The sequence below is a fragment of the Roseixanthobacter liquoris genome (genome assembly GCF_043195135.2).
Taxonomy (GTDB): domain Bacteria; phylum Pseudomonadota; class Alphaproteobacteria; order Rhizobiales; family Xanthobacteraceae; genus NCEH01.
This window is the reverse complement of the sequence record NZ_CM195537.1, coordinates 1,649,380-1,668,006: the sequence shown is the minus strand read 5'-3', so window position 1 is coordinate 1,668,006 and position 18,627 is coordinate 1,649,380. Positions and strand designations below refer to the sequence as shown.

The window sequence follows — 18,627 nt, the reverse complement described above, 5'->3', positions numbered from 1 at the left end:
CCATCGCCCGTGGCGTTTCAATGGCCGCGTGGCGGCAAGCCGGCAACTGGCGCGCGGATTGCTAAAGCTTCGCTCGAGGCTGCCGCGGGCGGGCGGCGCGCGATGCGTCTTGCGCGCGGTCCCCGCCGGGGCGCAGCCTCCCCGTCCTGGGTGTTTCTGGAGACCGCTGTTTCATGTTCGACCATATCTCGATCGGCGTCACCGACCTCGACCGCTCCCTCGCCTTTTACGAAAGCGTGCTTGCTCCCCTCGGGATCGTGCGCGCGGTACTCTATGACGAGCCCACCGGCACCCGCTCCGCCGGCTTCGGCCCCGCCACGGCCGGACCGGACGACACGCCGCCGTTCTGGTTGGAAGAGCGCAAGGGCGCGGCCATCTCCTGCCCGCCGGGCACCCACCTGTGCTTCAAGGCGGCGGAGCGGGCCGGCGTGCATGCGTTTCACGCGGCGGGCCTCCTCGCGGGCGGTGCCTGCAACGGCGCGCCGGGGCCGCGCCCGGCCTATGGGCCGAGCTATTACGCCGGCTTCCTCACCGACCCGGACGGCTGGCGGATCGAGGCGGTGACCTTCAGCCCGGTCTGAGAACGGCGCCACGGGGCAGGATGCGACGGGCCGGCTCCCCCCGGGGGCCGGCGCTTCGCCCGGCGCGTAGCCGCCTCCAGACGCCCGTAACGTCAACGGAGGGGGAAAGGAACGCAACCCAGCGTTGGATCTCACCTTTTCGTGATCGGCCGCAGCGGGGCACGCATTTTGCCGATTTCGCGGGCAAGTGCGATTTATTCGGGCTTCGCCGGCTCGCAATCCCGGGTCTAGCCTCAAGGCGTGACCACAACGGGAGTGAGACGGATGAGACCGACTGCTATCGCCCTGCGGGCGTTCGCGATCATGGCCCTGCTGGCCGTGGGCGTCGTCGTCGTCGCTCCGGCGGCTCCCGCCTTCGCCAATTGCCCGCCCGACGCGGCGGCGGATGTCACCACCACGGATTCGACCGTGACGGTCTCGGCGCCCATCCCCAGCAAGCGCACCTGACGCGGGCTTCGGCAGCGGATTTCGCGAAAAGGGCCGGCCCCCGGGGTGCGGAGGCCGGCCCTCATTCTCACATATGGATGGCGCGCTTTTCCACCGCCATGGCCGCTTCCTTCACCGCTTCCGAGCGGGTGGGATGGGCATGGCAGGTGCGGGCCAGATCCTCGGACGAGCCGCCGAACTCCATCAGCACGGCGCATTCGTGGATCAGTTCGCCCGCCTCGGCGCCGATGATGTGGACGCCGAGCACCTTGTCGGTCGCGGCGTCGGCCAGGACCTTCACGAACCCGTCGGTGGTGTTGTTCACCTTCGCGCGGCCGTTGGCGGTGAAGGGGAATTTGCCGACGTTATAGGCGATGCCCGCGTCCTTCAGCTCTTCCTCGGTCTTGCCGACGGAGGCCACTTCCGGGAACGTGTAGACCACGCCGGGGATCACGTCGTAATTCACATGGCCCGCCTTGCCGGCCAGGATCTCCGCCACCGCGACGCCTTCGTCCTCGGCCTTGTGGGCGAGCATGGGGCCGGCGATCACGTCGCCGATGGCATAGATGCCGTCCACGTTCGACTTGAAGTGGGGATCCACCACCACGCGGCCGCGCTTGTCGGTCTCGACCCCGATCTCGGCGAGGCCGAGCCCGGCGGTGTAGGCGACGCGGCCGATGGCCACCAGCACCACGTCCGCTTCCAGCGTCTCGGCCGCGCCGCCGGCGGCGGGCTCGATGGACACCTTCAGCGTCGCGCCGGACGTGTCGACGCCCGTGACCTTGGTGCCGAGCTTGAAGTCGAAGCCCTGCTTGGCGAGGATGCGCTGGAACGACTTCGCCACGTCGCCGTCCATGCCGGGCAGGATGCGGTCGAGATATTCCACCACGGTCACCTGCGCGCCGAGGCGGCGCCACACGCTGCCGAGCTCGAGGCCGATCACGCCCGCGCCCACCACCACCAGCTTGCCGGGCACCTTGGGGAGGCTGAGCGCGCCGGTGGAGGAGACGATGCGCTCCTCGTCGATGGTCACGCCGGGCAGCTGCGCCACGTCGGAGCCGGTGGCGATGACGATGTTCTTCGTCTCGACCACCTGCTTGGAGCCGTCGGAATTGAGGGTGACTTCCACCTTGCCGGGCGCCAGGATCTTGCCGGCGCCGAAATACACGTCGATCTTGTTCTTCTTCAGCAGGAACTCGACGCCCTTCACATTGCCGTCCACGCCCTTGTCCTTGAAGGCGAGCATGGTGGGAAGATCGAGCGTGGGCGCGCTGACGCCGATGCCCATGGAGGCGAACTTGTGGCCGGCTTCCTCGAAGAATTCGGAGGCGTAGAGCAGCGCCTTGGAGGGGATGCACCCCACGTTCAGGCAGGTGCCGCCATGGGTGGCGCGCTTCTCCACCACGGCGACCTTCAGGCCGAGCTGCGCCGCGCGGATGGCGCCGACATAGCCGCCGGGGCCGGTGCCGATGACGATGAGATCGTAGGACATGGGGAAATTGCTCTCGATTGATCAGCTTGCGGCAAGCAGATGCAGTTGCGCCTGCTTTTCGCAATCCTTGCGAAGCTGGTCGGCACCGAAGTCGATTTCGTTGCCGGTGTCATCCGTCCAGAAGATGTGGGGCCCGTATTCCTCCACTTGAACCTTCGCGAAGTTCTCGGGCTCCTGGAGAAAAGTGAAGATCTTGCCGCGGGCGATGATGGGACGCAGGTCGACGACGCCCTCATAGCCATCGAGAAACACGAGCTTCATGACGCCGTTGATCACGGGCTCCGCGGTCCGGATACGTGGCAACGTATTCATGGAATCCTCTCGGTCGGCAGCCCCGTGGTGGCATTGGTCCACTGGAGAAAAATCTGTGTCTTTCGCGGCTGCGCCCACTCCAGGATCGTCCGCAGCTTGGCGCGGGGCAGGTCACCTTCCAGAACGTCGAGTGTCTCAATCTCGATAACGACACGGTGCTCCGCATAAAGAACATGGAAATGCGGAACACCGTGCCCGTTACTATAAACGAGGATCTTCATCCCCTCCACGACAGCGATCGTGGGCATGTTCGCGCTCGAGCGCGGGCCCTCACAGATCCAGAACGAGGCGCGCCGGATCTTCCAGGGTTTCCTTCACGCGCACCAGGAAGGTCACGGCCTCGCGGCCGTCGACGATGCGGTGGTCGTAGGAGAGCGCGAGGTACATCATCGGGCGGATCACCACCTGGCCCTTGATGGCCACCGGCCGTTCCTCGATGCGGTGCATGCCGAGAATGCCCGACTGCGGCGCGTTGAGGATGGGGGTGGACATCAGCGAGCCGTAGATGCCGCCGTTGGTGATGGTGAAGGTGCCGCCCTGCATGTCCTCGATGCCGAGCTTGCCGTCACGCGCCTTGCGGCCGTAGGCGGCGATGGCCTTCTCGATCTCCGCCACCGACATCTGGTCGGCGTCGCGCACCACCGGAACCACGAGACCCTTCTCGGTGCCCACCGCGATGCCGATGTTGTAATAGTTCTTGTAGACGAGATCGGTGCCGTCGATCTCGGCGTTCACCGCCGGGATGTCCTTCAGCGCCTGGATCACGGCCTTGGTGAAGAAGCCCATGAAGCCGAGCTTCGTGCCGTGCTTCTTCTCGAAGGCATCCTTGAACTGGGCGCGCAGGCCCATGACGCCGCTCATGTCCACGTCATTGAACGTGGTGAGCATGGCGGCGGTGTTCTGGGCGTCCTTCAGGCGGCGGGCGATGGTCTGCCGCAGCTTGGTCATCTTCACGCGCTCTTCGCGCGCGGCCTCGTTCGCCGAGGAGGGCGCGCGGGCGGCCACCGGGGCGGGTGCGGCCTGCACGGCGGCGATGGCCGAGAGCATGTCGCCCTTGGTCACGCGGCCGTCCTTGCCGGAGCCGTCCACGCCGGCCGGCGACACGCCGCTCTCCGCCGCGAGGCGGGCGACGGCGGGGCCGTTGGCATCGGCGGCGGCCGCCTTGGCGGGCGCAGGCGCAGGGGCGGCGGCGGGAGCCGGGGCGGCCTTGGGAGCCTCGGCCTTCGGAGCCTCGGCCTTGGGCGCGGGCGCCGCGGCGGCGCCCGAGCCTTCGCCGAGCATGCCGAGCAGCGCGCCGACCCCGACCGTCTCGCCATCCTTGGCGACGATTTCGGACAGCACGCCGGCGGCGGGCGCCGGCACTTCCACGGTGACCTTGTCGGTTTCAAGCTCCACCAGCGGCTCGTCGGCTTTCACCGCCTCGCCCGGCTTCTTGAACCACTTGCCGATGGTCGCTTCCGTCACGGATTCGCCGAGCGTTGGAACGCGGATCTCGGTGGCCATGGGGATCGTCTTCTTTCGTTGGGGCGGGTTATCGAGCGGAAGAGCCTGTCCTCAGGCGAGGGCGTCCTCGAGGAACGCCTTCAGCTGCGCGAGATGCTTGGACATGAGCCCGGTGGCGGTGGCCGCGGACGCCGGACGGCCGGCATAGCGCGGACGCTTGGAAGCGGCGCCGATATTCTCCAGCACCCATTCCAGATACGGCTGCACGAAGGCCCAGGCACCCTGGTTCTTCGGCTCTTCCTGGCACCAGACCACTTCCGCGTTCTTGAAGCGCGAGAGTTCCTGGACCAGGGTCTTGAGCGGGAACGGGAACAATTGCTCGACGCGCATCAGATACACGTCGTTGGTTCCGCGCTTCTCGCGCTCCTCATAGAGGTCGTAATAGACCTTGCCGGTGCACAGCACGACGCGGCGGATCTTGTCGTCCGCCACCAGCTTCACCGAATCCGCGGTCGGATGCGACTGGGCATCGTCGAACAGGATGCGGTGGAAGCTGGTGCCCGCCGCCAGTTCCGACAGGCTGGAGACCGCCCGCTTGTGGCGCAGCAGCGACTTCGGCGTCATCAGGATGAGCGGCTTGCGGAACTCGCGCTTCATCTGGCGGCGCAGGATGTGGAAGTAATTGGCAGGCGTGGTGCAGTTCGCCACCTGCATATTGTCTTCCGCGCACATCTGGAGATAGCGCTCCAGGCGGGCGGAGGAATGCTCCGGCCCCTGGCCTTCGTAGCCATGCGGCAGCAGGCACACGAGGCCCGACATGCGCAGCCACTTGCGCTCGCCCGAGGAGATGAACTGGTCGAACACCACCTGCGCGCCGTTCGCGAAGTCGCCGAACTGGGCTTCCCACAGAACCAGCGTGTTGGGCTCCGAGAGGGTGTAGCCATATTCGAAGCCGAGCACCGCCTCTTCCGAGAGCATCGAATTGATGACCTCGTACTTGGCCTGGTCGGCCGTGAGATGGTTGAACGGCTTGTAGCGCGCCTCGTTGTTCTGGTCGGTCAGCACCGAATGGCGCTGGGAGAAGGTGCCGCGCTCCACGTCCTGGCCGGACAGGCGGACGGGATTGCCCTCCTCCAGCAGGGTGCAGAAGGCGAGCGCCTCGCCGGTCGCCCAGTCGATCCCCTCGCCGGTCTCGATCGCGCTGCGGCGGTTGTCGAGGAAGCGCTGGATCGTGCGATGGACGGTGAAGCCCTCCGGCACGCGGGTGATCTTCTCGCCGATGTCCTTCAGGCGATCGAGCGCGACGCCGGTGTCGCCGCGACGCGGATCGTCGTCCTCGTGGATCGCCTTGAAGCCGGCCCAGCGCCCGTCCAGCCAGTCGGCCTTGTTGGGCTTGTAGGCCTGACCGGCCTCATATTCGCCTTCCAGCCGGTCGCGCCAGGCGGCGCGGAGCTTGTCCACCTCGCCGGTTTCCAGCACGCCTTCTTCCACCAGGCGGTTGGAATACAGGTCGAGCACGCTCGGGTGCTGGCGGATCACCTTATACATGTGCGGCTGGGTGAACGAAGGCTCGTCGCCCTCGTTGTGGCCGTAGCGGCGATAGCAGAACATGTCCACGACCACCGGCTTGTGGAACCGCTGGCGGAACTCGATCGCCACCTTGGCGCAGAAGGTCACCGCCTCGGGATCGTCGCCGTTCACATGGAAGATCGGCGCCTCGATCATCTTCGCTACATCCGAGGGATAGGGCGAGGAGCGCGAATAGCGCGGATTGGTGGTGAAGCCGATCTGGTTGTTGATGATGAAATGGATCGAGCCGCCGGTGCGGTGACCCTTCAGCCCCGACAGGCCGAGGCATTCGGCGACCACGCCCTGGCCGGCGAAGGCGGCATCGCCGTGGATCAGCAGCGGCAGCACCTTGACGCGCTCGCTGTCCTTCAGCTGGTCCTGCTTGGCGCGCGCCTTGCCGAGCACCACGGGATCGACGATCTCCAGGTGCGAGGGGTTGGCGGTCAGCGAGATATGGACCTTGTTGCCGTCGAACTCGCGGTCGGACGAGGCACCGAGATGGTACTTCACATCGCCCGAGCCCTCGACCTCGTCGGGGGCCCAGGAGCCGCCCTTGAACTCGTGGAACAGGGCGCGGTGGGGCTTGCCCATCACCTGGGTCAGCGTGTTCAGGCGGCCGCGATGGGCCATGCCGAACACGATGTCCTCGACCCCGAGGCTGCCGCCGCGCTTGATGATCTGCTCCAGCGCCGGGATCAGGCTCTCGCCGCCGTCCAGGCCGAAGCGCTTGGTGCCGGTGTATTTCACGTCGAGGAACTTCTCGAAGCCCTCGGCCTCCACCAGCTTGTTGAGGATGGCGCGCTTGCCCTCGCGGGTGAAGCTGACTTCCTTGTCCGGCCCCTCGATGCGCTCCTGGATCCAGGCCTTCTCCTCGGGCGAGGAGATGTGCATGAACTCGACGCCGATGGTGCGGCAATAGGTGCGGCGCAGGATGGCGATCATCTCGCGCACGGTCGCGAATTCGAGCCCGAGCACATTGTCGATGAAGATCTTGCGGTCGAGGTCGGCCTCATAGAAGCCGTAGGACACCGGGTCGAGCTCGGGCGCCTCGCGCGGCGGGGTGAGCTTGAGCGGGTCGAGGTCCGCGTGCAGATGGCCGCGCATGCGATAGGCGCGGATCATCATCAGCGCCTTCACGGAATCGCGGGTCGCCTGCTGCACGTCGGTGGAGGAGAATTCGATGCCGGCCTTCTGGGCCTTGGCCTGGACCTTGTCCGCGACCTTCTTCTCGACCTCGATCCAATTGCCGTCGAGGGCCGAGACCAGTTCGCCATTGGCATGGACCGGCCAGTTCGGCTTTTTCCAGGAGGCCCCGTCGGCATTCTTGCGAACCTGGGCGGGATCATCGTTCAGGGCGGCGAAGAAGCTCTGCCACTGCGCATCCACCGAAGCTGGGTCAGCTTCGTAGCGGGCATAGAGATCGTCGATCCACTGAGCGTTACCTCCGTACAGGAAGGAGGTGGCGAGAAGCTGTTCGTTCTGGTCCGCACGCGACATGGGCTTAATCCCGGATGGCCTTGGCGCCGTGGCTTTAAGAGCGCAACTCGCCCCGAAAACCAAGCCCCAAGCGCCGAGCGCTGCCACAAAGTTGAGACTGGGACGGCTAAGATCCCAGCCTTTCGACCGAAAGGCCTCCGGCTCGGCCGGAGGCGCGACGATCGACGCCCCGTACATAAACCTGCCGCATGGTGCACGGAAGGGACAATCCGCGTCCTTTTGGCAGCTTTATCCGCAGGGCCGAACGGCGTCCCATGCAAGCCACGCCGCCGTGGCGAAATTCGCGGCAGGCCCGCAAAAGGAGCGGTCGCCCGGCAGCGGGGGCTGCCGGGCCGGGATCGATCAGCCCTTGAGGACTTCGACCAGGGTCTTGCCGAGGCGCGCGGGCGAAGGCGAGACGCGGATGCCGGCGGCTTCCATGGCCGCGATCTTGTCTTCCGCGCCGCCCTTGCCGCCCGAGATGATCGCGCCCGCATGGCCCATGCGGCGGCCCGGAGGCGCCGTGCGGCCGGCGATGAAGCCCACCATCGGCTTCTTGCGCCCGCGCTTGGCCTCGTCCGCGATGAACTGCGCCGCATCCTCTTCCGCCGAGCCGCCGATCTCGCCGATCATCACGATCGACTGCGTCTTCGGGTCCGCCAGGAACAGCTCCAGGATGTCGATGAACTCGGTGCCCTTCACCGGGTCGCCGCCGATGCCCACCGCGCTGGTCTGGCCGAGGCCTTCCTGCGTGGTCTGGAACACCGCCTCATAGGTCAGCGTGCCCGAGCGCGAGACCACGCCCACCGAACCCTGCTTGAAGATGTTGCCCGGCATGATGCCGATCTTGCATTCGCCGGCCGTCATCACGCCCGGGCAGTTCGGCCCGATCAGGCGCGACTTGGAGCCGGAGAGCGCGCGCTTCACCTTCACCATGTCCAGCACCGGGATGCCTTCGGTGATGCAGACGATGAGCGGGATTTCCGCGTCGATGGCTTCCAGGATCGCGTCCGCGGCGCCCGGAGGCGGCACATAGATCACGCTGGCGTCGGCGCCGGTGGCCTCGCGCGCCTCGATCACGGTGTCGAACACCGGCAGGCCGAGATGGGTGGTGCCGCCCTTGCCGGGCGAGGTGCCGCCGACCATCTTGGTTCCGTAGGCGACCGCCTGCTCGGAATGGAAGGTGCCGTTCTTACCCGTGAAACCCTGGGTGATGACCTTGGTATTGGCGTCGATAAGCACGGACATCACGCAGCTTCCTTCTTCACCGCGCCCACGATCTTCTGCGCGGCGTCGTCGAGGTCATCGGCGGGGATCACATTCAACCCGCTTTCGCGGATGATCTGCTTGCCCAGTTCAACATTGGTGCCTTCCAGGCGCACCACCAGGGGCACTTCCAGGCCGACGGTCTTCACCGCCTCCAGGACGCCGCGCGCGATCACGTCGCACTTCATGATGCCGCCGAAGATGTTCACCAGGATGCCCTTCACATTGGGATCCGCGGTGATGATCTTGAACGCCGCCGTCACCTTCTCCTCGCTGGCGCCGCCGCCCACGTCGAGGAAGTTGGCCGGGCTCTCGCCATACAGCTTGATGATGTCCAGCGTCGCCATGGCGAGGCCCGCGCCGTTCACCATGCAGCCGATGGTGCCGTCGAGCGTGATATAGGCGAGGTCATACTTGGAGGCTTCGATCTCCTTGGCGTCTTCCTCGGTCAGGTCGCGCAGCTCGACCAGGTCGGGATGACGGAACAGGGCGTTGCCGTCGAACGACACCTTCGCGTCGAGCACCACCAGGCGATTGTCCTTGGTGACGATCAGCGGGTTGATCTCGAGCATTTCCATGTCGGTGGCGACGAACGCCTTGTAGAGCACGTCGGTCAGCTTGCCCGCCTGCTTGGCGAGGTCGCCGGCAAGGCCGAGCGCGTCGGCGACCTTGCGGCCGTGGAACGGCTGCACGCCGGTGGCCGGGTCGACCGAGAAGCTGACGATCTTCTCAGGGGTGTTGTGGGCCACGTCCTCGATGTCCATGCCGCCTTCGGTGGACACGACGAACGACACGCGCGAGGTGGTGCGGTCCACCAGCAGCGAGAGGTAGAATTCCTTCTCGATGTCGGAGCCGTCCTCGATATAGAGGCGGTTCACCTGCTTGCCCACCGGGCCGGTCTGGATGGTGACGAGGGTGTTGCCCAGCATCTGCGCGGCGAAGGCCTTCACCTCCTCCACCGACTTGGCGAGGCGCACGCCGCCCTTTTCGCCCGCGGCGGCTTCCTTGAACTTGCCCTTGCCGCGCCCGCCGGCGTGGATCTGGGACTTCACGACCCAGAGCGGGCCGCCGAGCTCGGTCGCGGCCTTCTCGGCCTCGTCCGGGCTAAACACCGCGATGCCGCGGGAAACCGGCGCGCCGTAGCTCTTCAGCAGCGCCTTCGCCTGGTACTCATGGATGTTCATGGGGCTTCGTCCCTAAGGGTTTCGAAGTGACCCACCCCGGATGGAGTGGAACATTTCGGAGTGTCAAAGCCGGCGGTTGGACCCGCCCGACAAGGAAACGGCGGCCCGAGGACCGCCGTCGCGCACTTCATTCACTTGCTCAGATCGGGCGCGATCTTGAGGCAAGCATCCACCAGGCCTTGAACGGCCGATACCGACTTGTCGAAATTCGCCCGCTCCGTGCGGTCCAGCTCGACCTCGACGATGCGCTCGACGCCGCCGGCGCCGATCACCACCGGGACACCCACATAGATGTCCTTAAGGCCGTATTCGCCCGAGAGATAGGCCGCCGCCGGCAGCACCCGCTTCTTGTCCTTCAGGTAGCTCTCGGCCATGGCGATGGCGGAGGCGGCCGGGGCATAGAAGGCGGAGCCGGTCTTCAGCAGGTTCACGATCTCCGCGCCGCCGTCGCGGGTGCGCTGGATGATGGTGTCGATGCGCTCCTGGGTGGTCCAGCCCATCTTGATGAGGTCGGGAACCGAGATGCCCGCCACCGTGGAATAGCGGATCAGCGGCACCATGGTGTCGCCGTGGCCGCCCATCACGAAGGCGGTCACATCCTTCACCGAGACCTTGAACTCGTCAGCCAGGAAGTAGCGGAAGCGGGCGCTGTCCAGCACCCCGGCCATGCCGACCACCTTCTCCTTGGGCAGGCCGCAGGATTTCTGCAGCGCCCACACCATGGCGTCGAGCGGGTTGGTGATGCAGATCACGAAGGCATTGGGCGCATATTTGGCGATGCCGGCGCCCACCTGCTCCATCACCTTCAGATTGATGGACAGCAAATCGTCGCGGCTCATGCCGGGCTTGCGCGGCACGCCGGCGGTAACGATCACCACGTCGGCGCCGGAGATGTCCTCATAGGAATTCGCGCCCGACAGCTTGGCATCGAAGCCTTCCACCGGCGACAGCTCGGCCAGATCGAGCGCCTTGCCCTGGGGCGTGCCCTCGGCCACGTCGAACAGAACCACGTCGCCGAGTTCCTTCAGTCCGGAAAGAAGGGCGAGCGTGCCGCCGATCTGGCCGGCTCCGATCAAAGCAATCTTATTGCGCGCCATGTGAGAGGATCCTCGGATACGGGCAAAAAGGAGCGGCCAAGGCCGAGCGGGGCTTGACTACTCCCATCCGGCAGGGGGTTCAAGACGCCAGCGCCGTGCAATCGCGGCCCGAACCCCGGCTCTGCTTATAGACATCGCCCCAACGCTGCCAATTGGTCCAAGGACGAACAAGCAGCCGGCAGTGTTCGCCGACGCGCGCGACACCGTGATGACGCGCGCGGCCGGTTCGGCACATCGGCGGCTGCGGGCCGTCGCGGATTTCCGGCGATCCGGCGGAAGAAGAGGCCGGCGCGATGCCGCGCGTCGGACCCGGTTTTCGACGAGACGGGCGCCGCAAAGGCCCGGCGCAGCGACCAGGCCGGCGCTTCCAGACAGGTACTTCCAGACAGGCGCCTCAGGTCTCCACCAGGCCGGTGGTGTTGCCGGAGGCCGCCGAATCCGCCCGGCCGTGGGTGCGCCCGAGATATTCGGTGGAGCGCATCTCGTGCAGGCGCGAGACGGTGCGGGCGAATTCAAACGCTTCCGCCCCCTGCGAGCCCAGATAGAGCTTTTCCGGCTCCGCCGCCGCCGAGGCGATCAGCTTCACGCCGCCGTCGTAGAAGGTATCGATCAGCGAGATGAAGCGCTTGGCCTCGTTGCGATGGTCCCCGTCCATCACCGGAATGCCCTCGATGACGACGGTGTGGAAGGCGCGCGAGATGCGCAGATAATCCCCCGCCCCGAGCGGCTGCTCGCACAGATCGGCGAAGCTGAAGCGCGCGGCGCCGTTGCCGGCCAGCGGCACCGGGATGAGCCGGCTGTGATTGGCGATCGCGGTCGGCCGCCCGCCCTCGGGCCCGGCGATTTTCGCCCAGGCGCGATCCAGCGCTTCATGCGCGGCCGGGCCGAGCGGCTCGTACCACACCGGCAGGCCTTCCAGCTTCTCCATGCGATAATCGGTGCGCGCGTCGAGGTTCAGCACCTCCATCTTCTCGTCGATCATGGCGATGAAGGGCAGGAACAGCGAACGGTTGAGGCCGCCGGCATAAAGATCGTCCGGCTTCACGTTCGAGGTGGCGACCACCACCACGCCGTCGGCGAACAGCTTCTGGAACAGCCGGCCGAGGATCATGGCGTCGGCGATGTCGGTGACGTGGAATTCGTCGAAGCACAGAAGCTGCACCTGCTTGGCGAGATCGTCGGCCACCGGCTGGAGCGGGTCCGAGGTCTTGCGCTCGCCGCGCTTCTGCGCCTGCCGCTCAGCGAAGATGCGGTCGTGGACGTCCGCCATGAATTCGTGGAAATGCGCGCGCCGCTTGGCGCGCACCTCCACGCTCTCGAAGAACAGGTCCATCAGCATGGTCTTGCCGCGCCCGACCTCGCCATAGATGTAGAGGCCGCGCGGCGCGGTGGGGGTGCGGCGGTGGAACAGCCAGCCGAGCGCGGAGGATTTGCGGGCGAGCAGCCGATCGCGCAGTTCGACTTCCAGGCGGGCGAACGCCTGGATCACGGCTGCCTGCGCGGGATCGGGCGTGATCTCCCCGGCGCGCACCATGGCTTCGTAGCGGGAAAGAACGCGCGCGCCAGCCGCCATCATGTCTCCTCCAGGGGCCAGGCGTGACGCGCGGCACCGTGCGCCGCTTTAGAGCATGCGCGGGAAAATTTGAACGCTTTTTCGCACGCGCTTTCGCACCGCGAAAGGCCCCTCCGGCCGGGTCCCGGGTCGCGCAGCCGGCGAAATGCGCAGGGGCGAGGAAACCAAGCGCGCACCTGTGCGTTTCCTTCACAGACCGGCCCGGACCGAGCGCGGCGCGCTGCATCCGGGCCCGCACATCGCATCTCACCTCGCGGGCCACCCCCGCGCCGGCGCGGTTCCTCGCGAACGAGGACGTGCGCACGTTTGAAGGAGTTCGCCATGAACAAGTTCATCGCCACCGGCACCGCCCTCGTCGCACTCACCCTCGCGGCCGCGTCCGGCATGTCCGCCGCCGCGCGCGCCGACGATTCCATCAATCAGGTCAATGACAGCCAGGTGCAGCTGCGCCAGATGGATTATCTGCGCGCCCACGGCGGCTACATGCTGATCCAGGACCAGCAGTCCCAGTCGGTCGGGGGGCGCAATTCCACCATGATCGTACCGGCGCCGCGGGTCTATGTGCCGGTCTATCCGGTCGCGCCGGCCCCCGTGACCATCGTCCCGGAGGGCGGCTACGTGGTCCAATAAGTCCCGTTCCCCCGCGCGGTGCCGGTCCTCGGGCCGTGCGCCGCGCGGGACACCGGCGGGCGGCATCTGGACTTTTGCCGCGCGCCATGAACCTTTGCGATCCGACGCCTTGAATCGCAAAGGGATGGAGCGATGCAGGATCCGCAGGTCGGCGCATTCGATGAGCGGAGGACCCTGGTGGGACGGCTCGCCCGCTGGCTGTCGGACCACGATCCCGGCGGCATCGACAGCACGCGCGCGCTCCATCTCGCCGTCTCCTTCGTTCTGGTCATCTGCCTCGGCTACGCGACCTCCCGCGCCTTTCATCTGAACCTGGACGTCGTCTTCCCCATGGCCGGGGCGATGACGGCGCTGGTGCTGATCAATTTCACGCCATCGGCCAGCCGCCGGGCGGAAGCCATCAGCTTCGGCAAATTGTTCGCCCTCACCATCGCCCTGCTCATCGCCGTGGTGATCGCGGCGCCGGGGAACGCGCCGGCCAACGAACTGGCGATGAAGCTCCTGCTGGTGCCGCTCACCTGCATCGCGCTCTATCTGCGGCGCTTCGGCATGGAAGGCCAGCGGATGGGCATCGCGCTCATCATCATCGCCACGGTCGCCGCCGTGCTTCACCCGACCCGCGAGCAGGCCGCCTGGCTGCTGCTGGCGGCGGTGCAAGGCGGGATCGTGACCTTCCTCGTCCGCTTCACCCTCGCGCGGCCGTCGGCGCTGAAGGTGTATTCAAATTCCGTGGTGGAAGCCGGAGCGACGGTTGGTGAATACCTCCACCTGCTCGGCACCTGCGTGCGCTCCGGGGTGCGCGTGCCGCCGCCTCCGGCGGAGATGCTGGACCGCATCAAGATCCGCGTGCGCGCCGCGCTGGTGAACGCCGCGGCCGAGGATCCCCAGGCGCGCGAATATATCGAGGCGGTGCGCTCGCTGGTGTACCGCCTGCGCGTGGCCACCCAATTGCTGGGCGACTGCATTCCCGATCCGCAGGGGTCCGACGGGGCGTGGCGCGCCCCATTGGCCGCCTGCGCCGACCAGCTGGCGCGTCACCTGGAAGCCGGGCTGCGGCAGCCGTTCCACGATCCCGAGCGCATGCGCGGCGCCATCGGGCGGCTGCGCGAAGCCGCCATGCGGCCTGACATTTCCGCCAAGGAGCAACTGGCGCTGCTGCGCGCCGTCACGGCCTTCGACCGCCTGTTCCTCGTGGTCACCGACCTGTCGCGCCTGGAAAGCGTCGATACCGCGCGCTGGAACGTCCCGCCGGAGGCCGCCGCCGGACTGATCACACCGGGCCCGCCGCCCCCCGGCGCGCCCGTCGCCCCCGCGGCCTCCGCGGGGATGCCCTTCTATACCAAGGTCGCCATCCAGGGCCTGATCGCCACCGCCATCACCACCACGCTCGATCTCGTGGTGGGGCTCGACCATGCCTATTGGGCGACCATGACGGTGATGTTCGTGCTGGGCAACAGCCTGGGCGAAACCTATGTGCGGGTGCGCTATCGCACCGTGGGCACCCTGGCCGGCGCGGTCATCGGCATCGCGCTGGTGGTGGGGCTGGACCGCAATATCTGGCTGCTGGCCGCCGCCTGCCTGATCGCGCAGATGATCGGCCTCGTCACCCAGCGCGACCGGTACGACGTCGCCTCCGCCGCCACCGGCCTTTCGGTGGTGGTGGGGCTGCACCTCGTCACCGGGCTCGGCGCCGACGGCATGATCGCGCGCATCTACGAGACCGCGATCGGCGCCATCATCGCGCTCGTGGTCTCGTTCGTGGTGCTTCCGGTCTATGTGGCGGACCAGATCCGCAACCAGGTGGTCGGCATGGTCAGCCAGTGCCGGGCGGCATTCGCCAATTGCTGGCCGCGCAAGGGCAGCATTCCCGGCGAGATGGGCAATGTCACCGCCGCGCTCTCCGCCGACCTGCGGCAATTGTCGGAACGCCTGCCGCATATCGGCGCGGAAACCTCGCTCGGCCACCGCTCGGCCGGCGATGTGGTGACGCTGGTGTCCACCCTGGAAATCCTCATCACCTATCTGGCCCTGCTGGAGGATGTGGCGCACCGGCTCGATACGCTCTCGCCCCCGCCGGAGACCGTCACCATCCTGGAGGCGGCGCGCGCCCGCACGCTCGCGGCCTTCGACCAGGCGCTGGGGCTCGCGACACCGACCATGCATTCCGGCGCGGCCCCGGAACTCGACGCGGCCGTGTCGATCGCCCTGGAAATGGCGAGCGACCATGGCACCCGCCGCCTGCTGCCCTTCGTGGCCGATTACCTGAGCTTTTCCGAAGCCGTGCTGCGCCCGCTCGCCGATCTGCGGGCGCTGCTCAATCCCGCCCAGGCCCACGCGCCCAAGCCCGCCGCCCGCAAGGCGCTGGAGGCGGCGTAGGCCCGACCGACATTCAGCGGCGTCTGCCGCGGATGGCGCAGGACGATGCCCAGGCTCAGGCGCCGTTCCTGCGGGCCAGCAGGTACAGCACGGGCAGCAGCAAAGCATGGACCAGCGTGACCACCAGCAGCGGCCCGAAATTATCGGCCGCGAGGTTTCCCGCAGAGATCGCGTCGCGGATATGGCCGTAGGCGACGCCGATGGAAAACAGCGAGAGATAGCCGACCACGGGCCCCTTGAAGTCCAAGGTGCGCCAGAAGGACCGGATCGCGACGACGCCGATGGCGGCGTCCGCCACGCCGATCTCAAACTGGAACGGGCTGACCGCCCAGCCGATGCTCGACGCCGCAAGGTGCGGAAAGAAAATGTGAAAAAAACCCGCCCACGCATAAGCGAGACCGGCCGACAGGAGCAGCCAACCCAGCAGCCGGGCGGGAAAATAGGCCGGGCTCCGGGTCACCGCCGCCAGCACGAAGGCGGCAACGAACAGGATCTCCGGGATATTTTTCAGCACGAACGCAATCGAAGCGTCAATCATGGCCGCTCCCCCTCCCCGTTTCAGTGCTCCGGCACGAAGGCGCGGAAATGCTTGGAGAGCTTCAGGCCCTGCCCCTGGTAGTTGGAGCCGAGCCCCTCCCCGTAGAGCGCCTTCGGCCGCGCCGCCATGCGCTCATAGACGAGACGGCCCACGGTCTGGCCGTGTTCGAGGATGAACGGCACCTCGCGCGAGCGCACTTCGAGCACCGCGCGCGCACCGCTGCCGCCGGCCGCCGCATGGCCGAAGCCGGGATCGAAGAAACCCGCGTAATGCACGCGGAATTCGCCCACCAGCGGGTCGAACGGCACCATTTCGGCGGCGAAGGCCGGCGGCACCTGCACCGCCTCGCGGGAGGCGAGGATGTAGAAGGCGTCGGGGTCCAGCACGAGGCTGGTGCGCCCGCGCGCCCGGATCGGCTCCCAGAAATCCTCGACATCGAGCGCGTTGCGGCGATCCACGTCGACCACCCCGGTGTGCCGCTTGGCCCGGAAACCCAGGAGCCCGCCCCAGGCCTCGCCCGCCAGATCGACCCCGACCGCGATGCCGCCGCCCACCACGTCGGGCTTTTGCGCATTCACCAATTGCTCGGCGCTCTGGAGGGTCAGCAGTTCGAGATCGGACAGGCGCGAGACGCCGCGCCGGAACCGCACCTGCGACAGGCGCGAGCCGGTGCGCGCCAGGATCGGGAAGGTGCGGGGCGAGATTTCCAGGAACAGCGGCCCCTCGTAGCCGGCGGGGATGGCATCGAAGGCGCGCGCGCCGTCGGTGATCACGCGGGTGAACACATCGAGCCGGCCGGTGGAGCTTTTCGGATTGGTGGCGGCGGAGACATCCGCCGGAAGCCTGAGCTTCTCGAACAATTGCACCAGATAGACGCAGCCGGTTTCCAGCACGGCGCCATCGGCCAGGTCGAGCTTGTGGAGGGCGAGATCCTCCAGCCGCTGCTTCACGCTTGTGCCGGCACCCGGCAGGAAGCTGGCGCGGATGCGCCAGGCCGTGCGCCCGAGCCGCAGATCGAGGCTGGCCGGCTGGATCTGGTCGTCGTCGAACGCCCGCTTCGTGACGATGCCGCCGGCCTCGTGCAGCGCGGCAATGGCCTGTGACGGCAAGATGCCCGGTTTCAGCTGGTCCACCTGCACTCCGCCTCCCTGTCCCACCGTTCGGTTTAACGGACGCATCCCTTGACGCCAAGTGTGCCACGCGCTTTAACTGAGCCGTTCCGTGGTGAATTTGAGCCGGCCGGCTTGCTGCCACGCTAAATAAATCGCTAAAAGGCCGGGGATCGTACGGGGCATGCGCGCCCCTTCCTACGCGTCCTCGGCCTCATTTGAGGCTCGAAGACCTTGGCGCACATCCCCCCGGATTTCTCCACCCTCCATCCCGATACCCTGCTCGTGCAGGGCGGCACCACCCGTTCGCCTTATGGGGAGACTGCGGAGGCGCTCTATCTCACCCAGGGCTTCGTCTATGACGACGCGGAATCCTGCGAGGCGCGGTTCAAGGGCGAGGATCCGGGCTTCATCTATTCGCGCTACGGCAATCCCACCACCGCCATGTTCGAAAGCCGCATGGCCCTGCTGGAAGGCGCGCAGGCCGCCCGCGCCACCGCCTCCGGCATGGCGGCGGTGAATGCGGCGCTGATCTGCCAGCTCAAGGCGGGCGACCATGTGGTGGCGGCGCGCGCCCTGTTCGGCTCCTGCCGCTGGATCATCGAGGATTTCCTGCCCCGCTTCGGCGTCGAGACGACGCTCGTCGACGGCACGAACCTCGAGGCCTGGCAGGCGGCGGTGAAGGGCAACACCAAGGTGCTATTCCTGGAGAGCCCCACCAACCCGACGCTGGAAATCATCGACATCGCCGCGGTGGCGAAGATCGCTCATTCGGCCGGCGCGCGGCTGGTGGTGGACAATGTGTTCGCCACCCCGCTGCTGCAGAAGCCGTTCGAACTCGGCGCCGACGTGGTGGTCTATTCGGCCACCAAGCATATCGATGGGCAGGGCCGGTGCCTCGGCGGGGTGATCCTCGCCTCGGACGCCTTCATCACCGAGGGCCTGCAAACCTATCTGCGCCAGACCGGCCCCTCCATCTCGCCCTTCAACGCCTGGGTGCTGCTGAAGGGCATGGAAACCCTGGCGCTGCGCGTGGAGCGCCAGCAGGCGAGCGCGGCCGCCATCGCCGATGCCCTCGCGGCCTCCCCCAAGGTGGAAAAGGTGATCTATCCGTTCCGTGCCGATCATCCCCAGGCGGCGCTCGCGCGCCGGCAGATGAAGGGCGGCGGCACGCTGACCACGTTCGTTGTGGGCGGCGGCAAGGACGGCGCGTTCCGCTTCGCCAATGCGCTGCGGCTGATCCGCATCTCCAACAATCTCGGCGATTCCAAGAGCCTGCTGACCCATCCCGCGACCACCACCCATCAGCGCTTCACCCCCGAGGCGCGGGCCGAGATGGGGATTTCCGACGGGCTGGTGCGCCTTTCCGTCGGCCTGGAACATGCCGGCGACCTGATCGCCGACCTCACCCAGGCGCTGGAAAAGGTGTGAGCGCAAGGCGCGCCGCCGGACCGCGGCGCGCCTTCGCCCCACCCGCGACGCCGCAGCGCGACGGTTCTCGCCGGGACCCCATTGCGCCGTGCCCGCATCGCGGGTTCACTGTGTGCGCAGGCAG

General features: G+C 67.2%; 16 protein-coding genes and 1 riboswitch. Of the genes, 5 read left to right on the top strand and 11 right to left on the bottom strand.

Annotated elements, in window-relative coordinates; genetic code table 11:
* The first annotated feature begins 173 nt into the window (after positions 1 to 173).
* Both V5F84_RS07400 and V5F84_RS07395 read left to right on the top strand, forming a co-directional pair.
* The gene (locus tag V5F84_RS07400; protein ID WP_394046131.1) at positions 174 to 581 is read left to right on the top strand and encodes a VOC family protein; all 408 of its coding nucleotides are present in this window, start codon (positions 174 to 176) and stop codon (positions 579 to 581) included.
* 264 nt (positions 582 to 845) lie between these two features.
* Positions 846 to 1,028: a hypothetical protein gene (locus V5F84_RS07395; RefSeq protein ID WP_394046129.1), complete on the top strand. Its 183-nt coding sequence runs from the start codon at positions 846 to 848 to the stop codon at positions 1,026 to 1,028.
* Between the two features lie 67 nt (positions 1,029 to 1,095).
* Here the strand turns inward: V5F84_RS07395 and lpdA are convergent, their stop codons facing one another.
* From lpdA to zapE, 9 genes are all read right to left on the bottom strand, one after another.
* Positions 1,096 to 2,499 carry a dihydrolipoyl dehydrogenase gene (gene lpdA / locus V5F84_RS07390; protein WP_394046127.1) on the bottom strand — a complete coding sequence of 468 codons (1,404 nt, stop codon included), beginning with the start codon at positions 2,497 to 2,499 and terminating at the stop codon, positions 1,096 to 1,098.
* 21 nt (positions 2,500 to 2,520) lie between these two features.
* Positions 2,521 to 2,811 carry a DUF2442 domain-containing protein gene (locus tag V5F84_RS07385; RefSeq protein ID WP_394046125.1) on the bottom strand — a complete coding sequence of 97 codons (291 nt, stop codon included), beginning with the start codon at positions 2,809 to 2,811 and terminating at the stop codon, positions 2,521 to 2,523.
* On the bottom strand, positions 2,808 to 3,059 hold the full coding sequence (locus V5F84_RS07380; protein WP_394046123.1) for a DUF4160 domain-containing protein: 252 nt from the start codon (positions 3,057 to 3,059) through the stop codon (positions 2,808 to 2,810). The genes V5F84_RS07385 and V5F84_RS07380 overlap by 4 nt, the downstream gene beginning before the upstream one ends.
* Before the next feature lie 22 nt (positions 3,060 to 3,081).
* A complete protein-coding gene (gene odhB / locus V5F84_RS07375) occupies positions 3,082 to 4,314 on the bottom strand; it encodes a 2-oxoglutarate dehydrogenase complex dihydrolipoyllysine-residue succinyltransferase (protein ID WP_394046121.1) in 1,233 nt (410 codons plus the stop codon).
* A 51-nt stretch (positions 4,315 to 4,365) separates the two neighbouring features.
* On the bottom strand, positions 4,366 to 7,320 hold the full coding sequence (locus V5F84_RS07370; RefSeq protein WP_394046119.1) for a 2-oxoglutarate dehydrogenase E1 component: 2,955 nt from the start codon (positions 7,318 to 7,320) through the stop codon (positions 4,366 to 4,368).
* A gap of 342 nt (positions 7,321 to 7,662) precedes the next feature.
* Complete coding sequence (gene sucD / locus V5F84_RS07365; RefSeq protein WP_394046902.1) at positions 7,663 to 8,547, bottom strand: succinate--CoA ligase subunit alpha; 885 nt, start codon at positions 8,545 to 8,547, stop codon at positions 7,663 to 7,665.
* Positions 8,547 to 9,749, bottom strand: coding sequence for an ADP-forming succinate--CoA ligase subunit beta (gene sucC, locus V5F84_RS07360; RefSeq protein ID WP_509277177.1), 1,203 nt, complete (start codon positions 9,747 to 9,749; stop codon positions 8,547 to 8,549). Before sucC ends, sucD begins: the two co-directional genes overlap by 1 nt.
* Positions 9,750 to 9,880: 131 nt before the next feature.
* Entirely contained in the window at positions 9,881 to 10,846 is a 966-nt protein-coding gene (mdh, locus tag V5F84_RS07355) for a malate dehydrogenase (RefSeq protein WP_394046111.1), read from the bottom strand.
* Between the two features lie 394 nt (positions 10,847 to 11,240).
* Positions 11,241 to 12,422, bottom strand: a complete 1,182-nt coding sequence (gene zapE / locus V5F84_RS07350) for a cell division protein ZapE (RefSeq protein ID WP_394046109.1) — start codon at positions 12,420 to 12,422, stop codon at positions 11,241 to 11,243.
* A gap of 318 nt (positions 12,423 to 12,740) precedes the next feature.
* Between zapE and V5F84_RS07345 the strand changes: the two genes are divergently transcribed.
* Both V5F84_RS07345 and V5F84_RS07340 read left to right on the top strand, forming a co-directional pair.
* A complete protein-coding gene (locus V5F84_RS07345) occupies positions 12,741 to 13,049 on the top strand; it encodes a hypothetical protein (RefSeq protein WP_394046107.1) in 309 nt (102 codons plus the stop codon).
* Positions 13,050 to 13,181: 132 nt separating this feature from the next.
* Entirely contained in the window at positions 13,182 to 15,425 is a 2,244-nt protein-coding gene (locus V5F84_RS07340) for an FUSC family protein (protein ID WP_394046105.1), read from the top strand.
* A gap of 55 nt (positions 15,426 to 15,480) precedes the next feature.
* On the opposite strand, the gene V5F84_RS07335 is transcribed toward V5F84_RS07340, so the two are convergent.
* A complete protein-coding gene (locus V5F84_RS07335; RefSeq protein ID WP_394046103.1) occupies positions 15,481 to 15,963 on the bottom strand; it encodes a DUF6790 family protein in 483 nt (160 codons plus the stop codon).
* A 20-nt stretch (positions 15,964 to 15,983) separates the two neighbouring features.
* A complete protein-coding gene (locus tag V5F84_RS07330) occupies positions 15,984 to 17,096 on the bottom strand; it encodes a 2'-deoxycytidine 5'-triphosphate deaminase (protein WP_394046101.1) in 1,113 nt (370 codons plus the stop codon).
* 78 nt (positions 17,097 to 17,174) lie between these two features.
* Positions 17,175 to 17,254: riboswitch (SAM riboswitch) on the top strand.
* Positions 17,255 to 17,306: 52 nt separating this feature from the next.
* On the opposite strand from V5F84_RS07330, the gene V5F84_RS07325 reads away from it, so the two are divergent.
* Positions 17,307 to 18,503: an O-succinylhomoserine sulfhydrylase gene (locus tag V5F84_RS07325; RefSeq protein WP_394046099.1), complete on the top strand. Its 1,197-nt coding sequence runs from the start codon at positions 17,307 to 17,309 to the stop codon at positions 18,501 to 18,503.
* The last annotated feature ends 124 nt before the right edge of the window (positions 18,504 to 18,627 follow it).

Coding starts and splice junctions, on each gene's coding strand:
- V5F84_RS07400 (WP_394046131.1), top strand. CDS start 174: ATGTTCGACCATATCTCGATCGGCGTCACCGACCTCGACCGCTCCCTC.
- V5F84_RS07395 (WP_394046129.1), top strand. CDS start 846: ATGAGACCGACTGCTATCGCCCTGCGGGCGTTCGCGATCATGGCCCTG.
- lpdA (WP_394046127.1), bottom strand. CDS start 2,499: ATGTCCTACGATCTCATCGTCATCGGCACCGGCCCCGGCGGCTATGTC.
- V5F84_RS07385 (WP_394046125.1), bottom strand. CDS start 2,811: ATGAATACGTTGCCACGTATCCGGACCGCGGAGCCCGTGATCAACGGC.
- V5F84_RS07380 (WP_394046123.1), bottom strand. CDS start 3,059: ATGCCCACGATCGCTGTCGTGGAGGGGATGAAGATCCTCGTTTATAGT.
- odhB (WP_394046121.1), bottom strand. CDS start 4,314: ATGGCCACCGAGATCCGCGTTCCAACGCTCGGCGAATCCGTGACGGAA.
- V5F84_RS07370 (WP_394046119.1), bottom strand. CDS start 7,320: ATGTCGCGTGCGGACCAGAACGAACAGCTTCTCGCCACCTCCTTCCTG.
- sucD (WP_394046902.1), bottom strand. CDS start 8,547: ATGTCCGTGCTTATCGACGCCAATACCAAGGTCATCACCCAGGGTTTC.
- sucC (WP_509277177.1), bottom strand. CDS start 9,749: ATGAACATCCATGAGTACCAGGCGAAGGCGCTGCTGAAGAGCTACGGC.
- mdh (WP_394046111.1), bottom strand. CDS start 10,846: ATGGCGCGCAATAAGATTGCTTTGATCGGAGCCGGCCAGATCGGCGGC.
- zapE (WP_394046109.1), bottom strand. CDS start 12,422: ATGATGGCGGCTGGCGCGCGCGTTCTTTCCCGCTACGAAGCCATGGTG.
- V5F84_RS07345 (WP_394046107.1), top strand. CDS start 12,741: ATGAACAAGTTCATCGCCACCGGCACCGCCCTCGTCGCACTCACCCTC.
- V5F84_RS07340 (WP_394046105.1), top strand. CDS start 13,182: ATGCAGGATCCGCAGGTCGGCGCATTCGATGAGCGGAGGACCCTGGTG.
- V5F84_RS07335 (WP_394046103.1), bottom strand. CDS start 15,963: ATGATTGACGCTTCGATTGCGTTCGTGCTGAAAAATATCCCGGAGATC.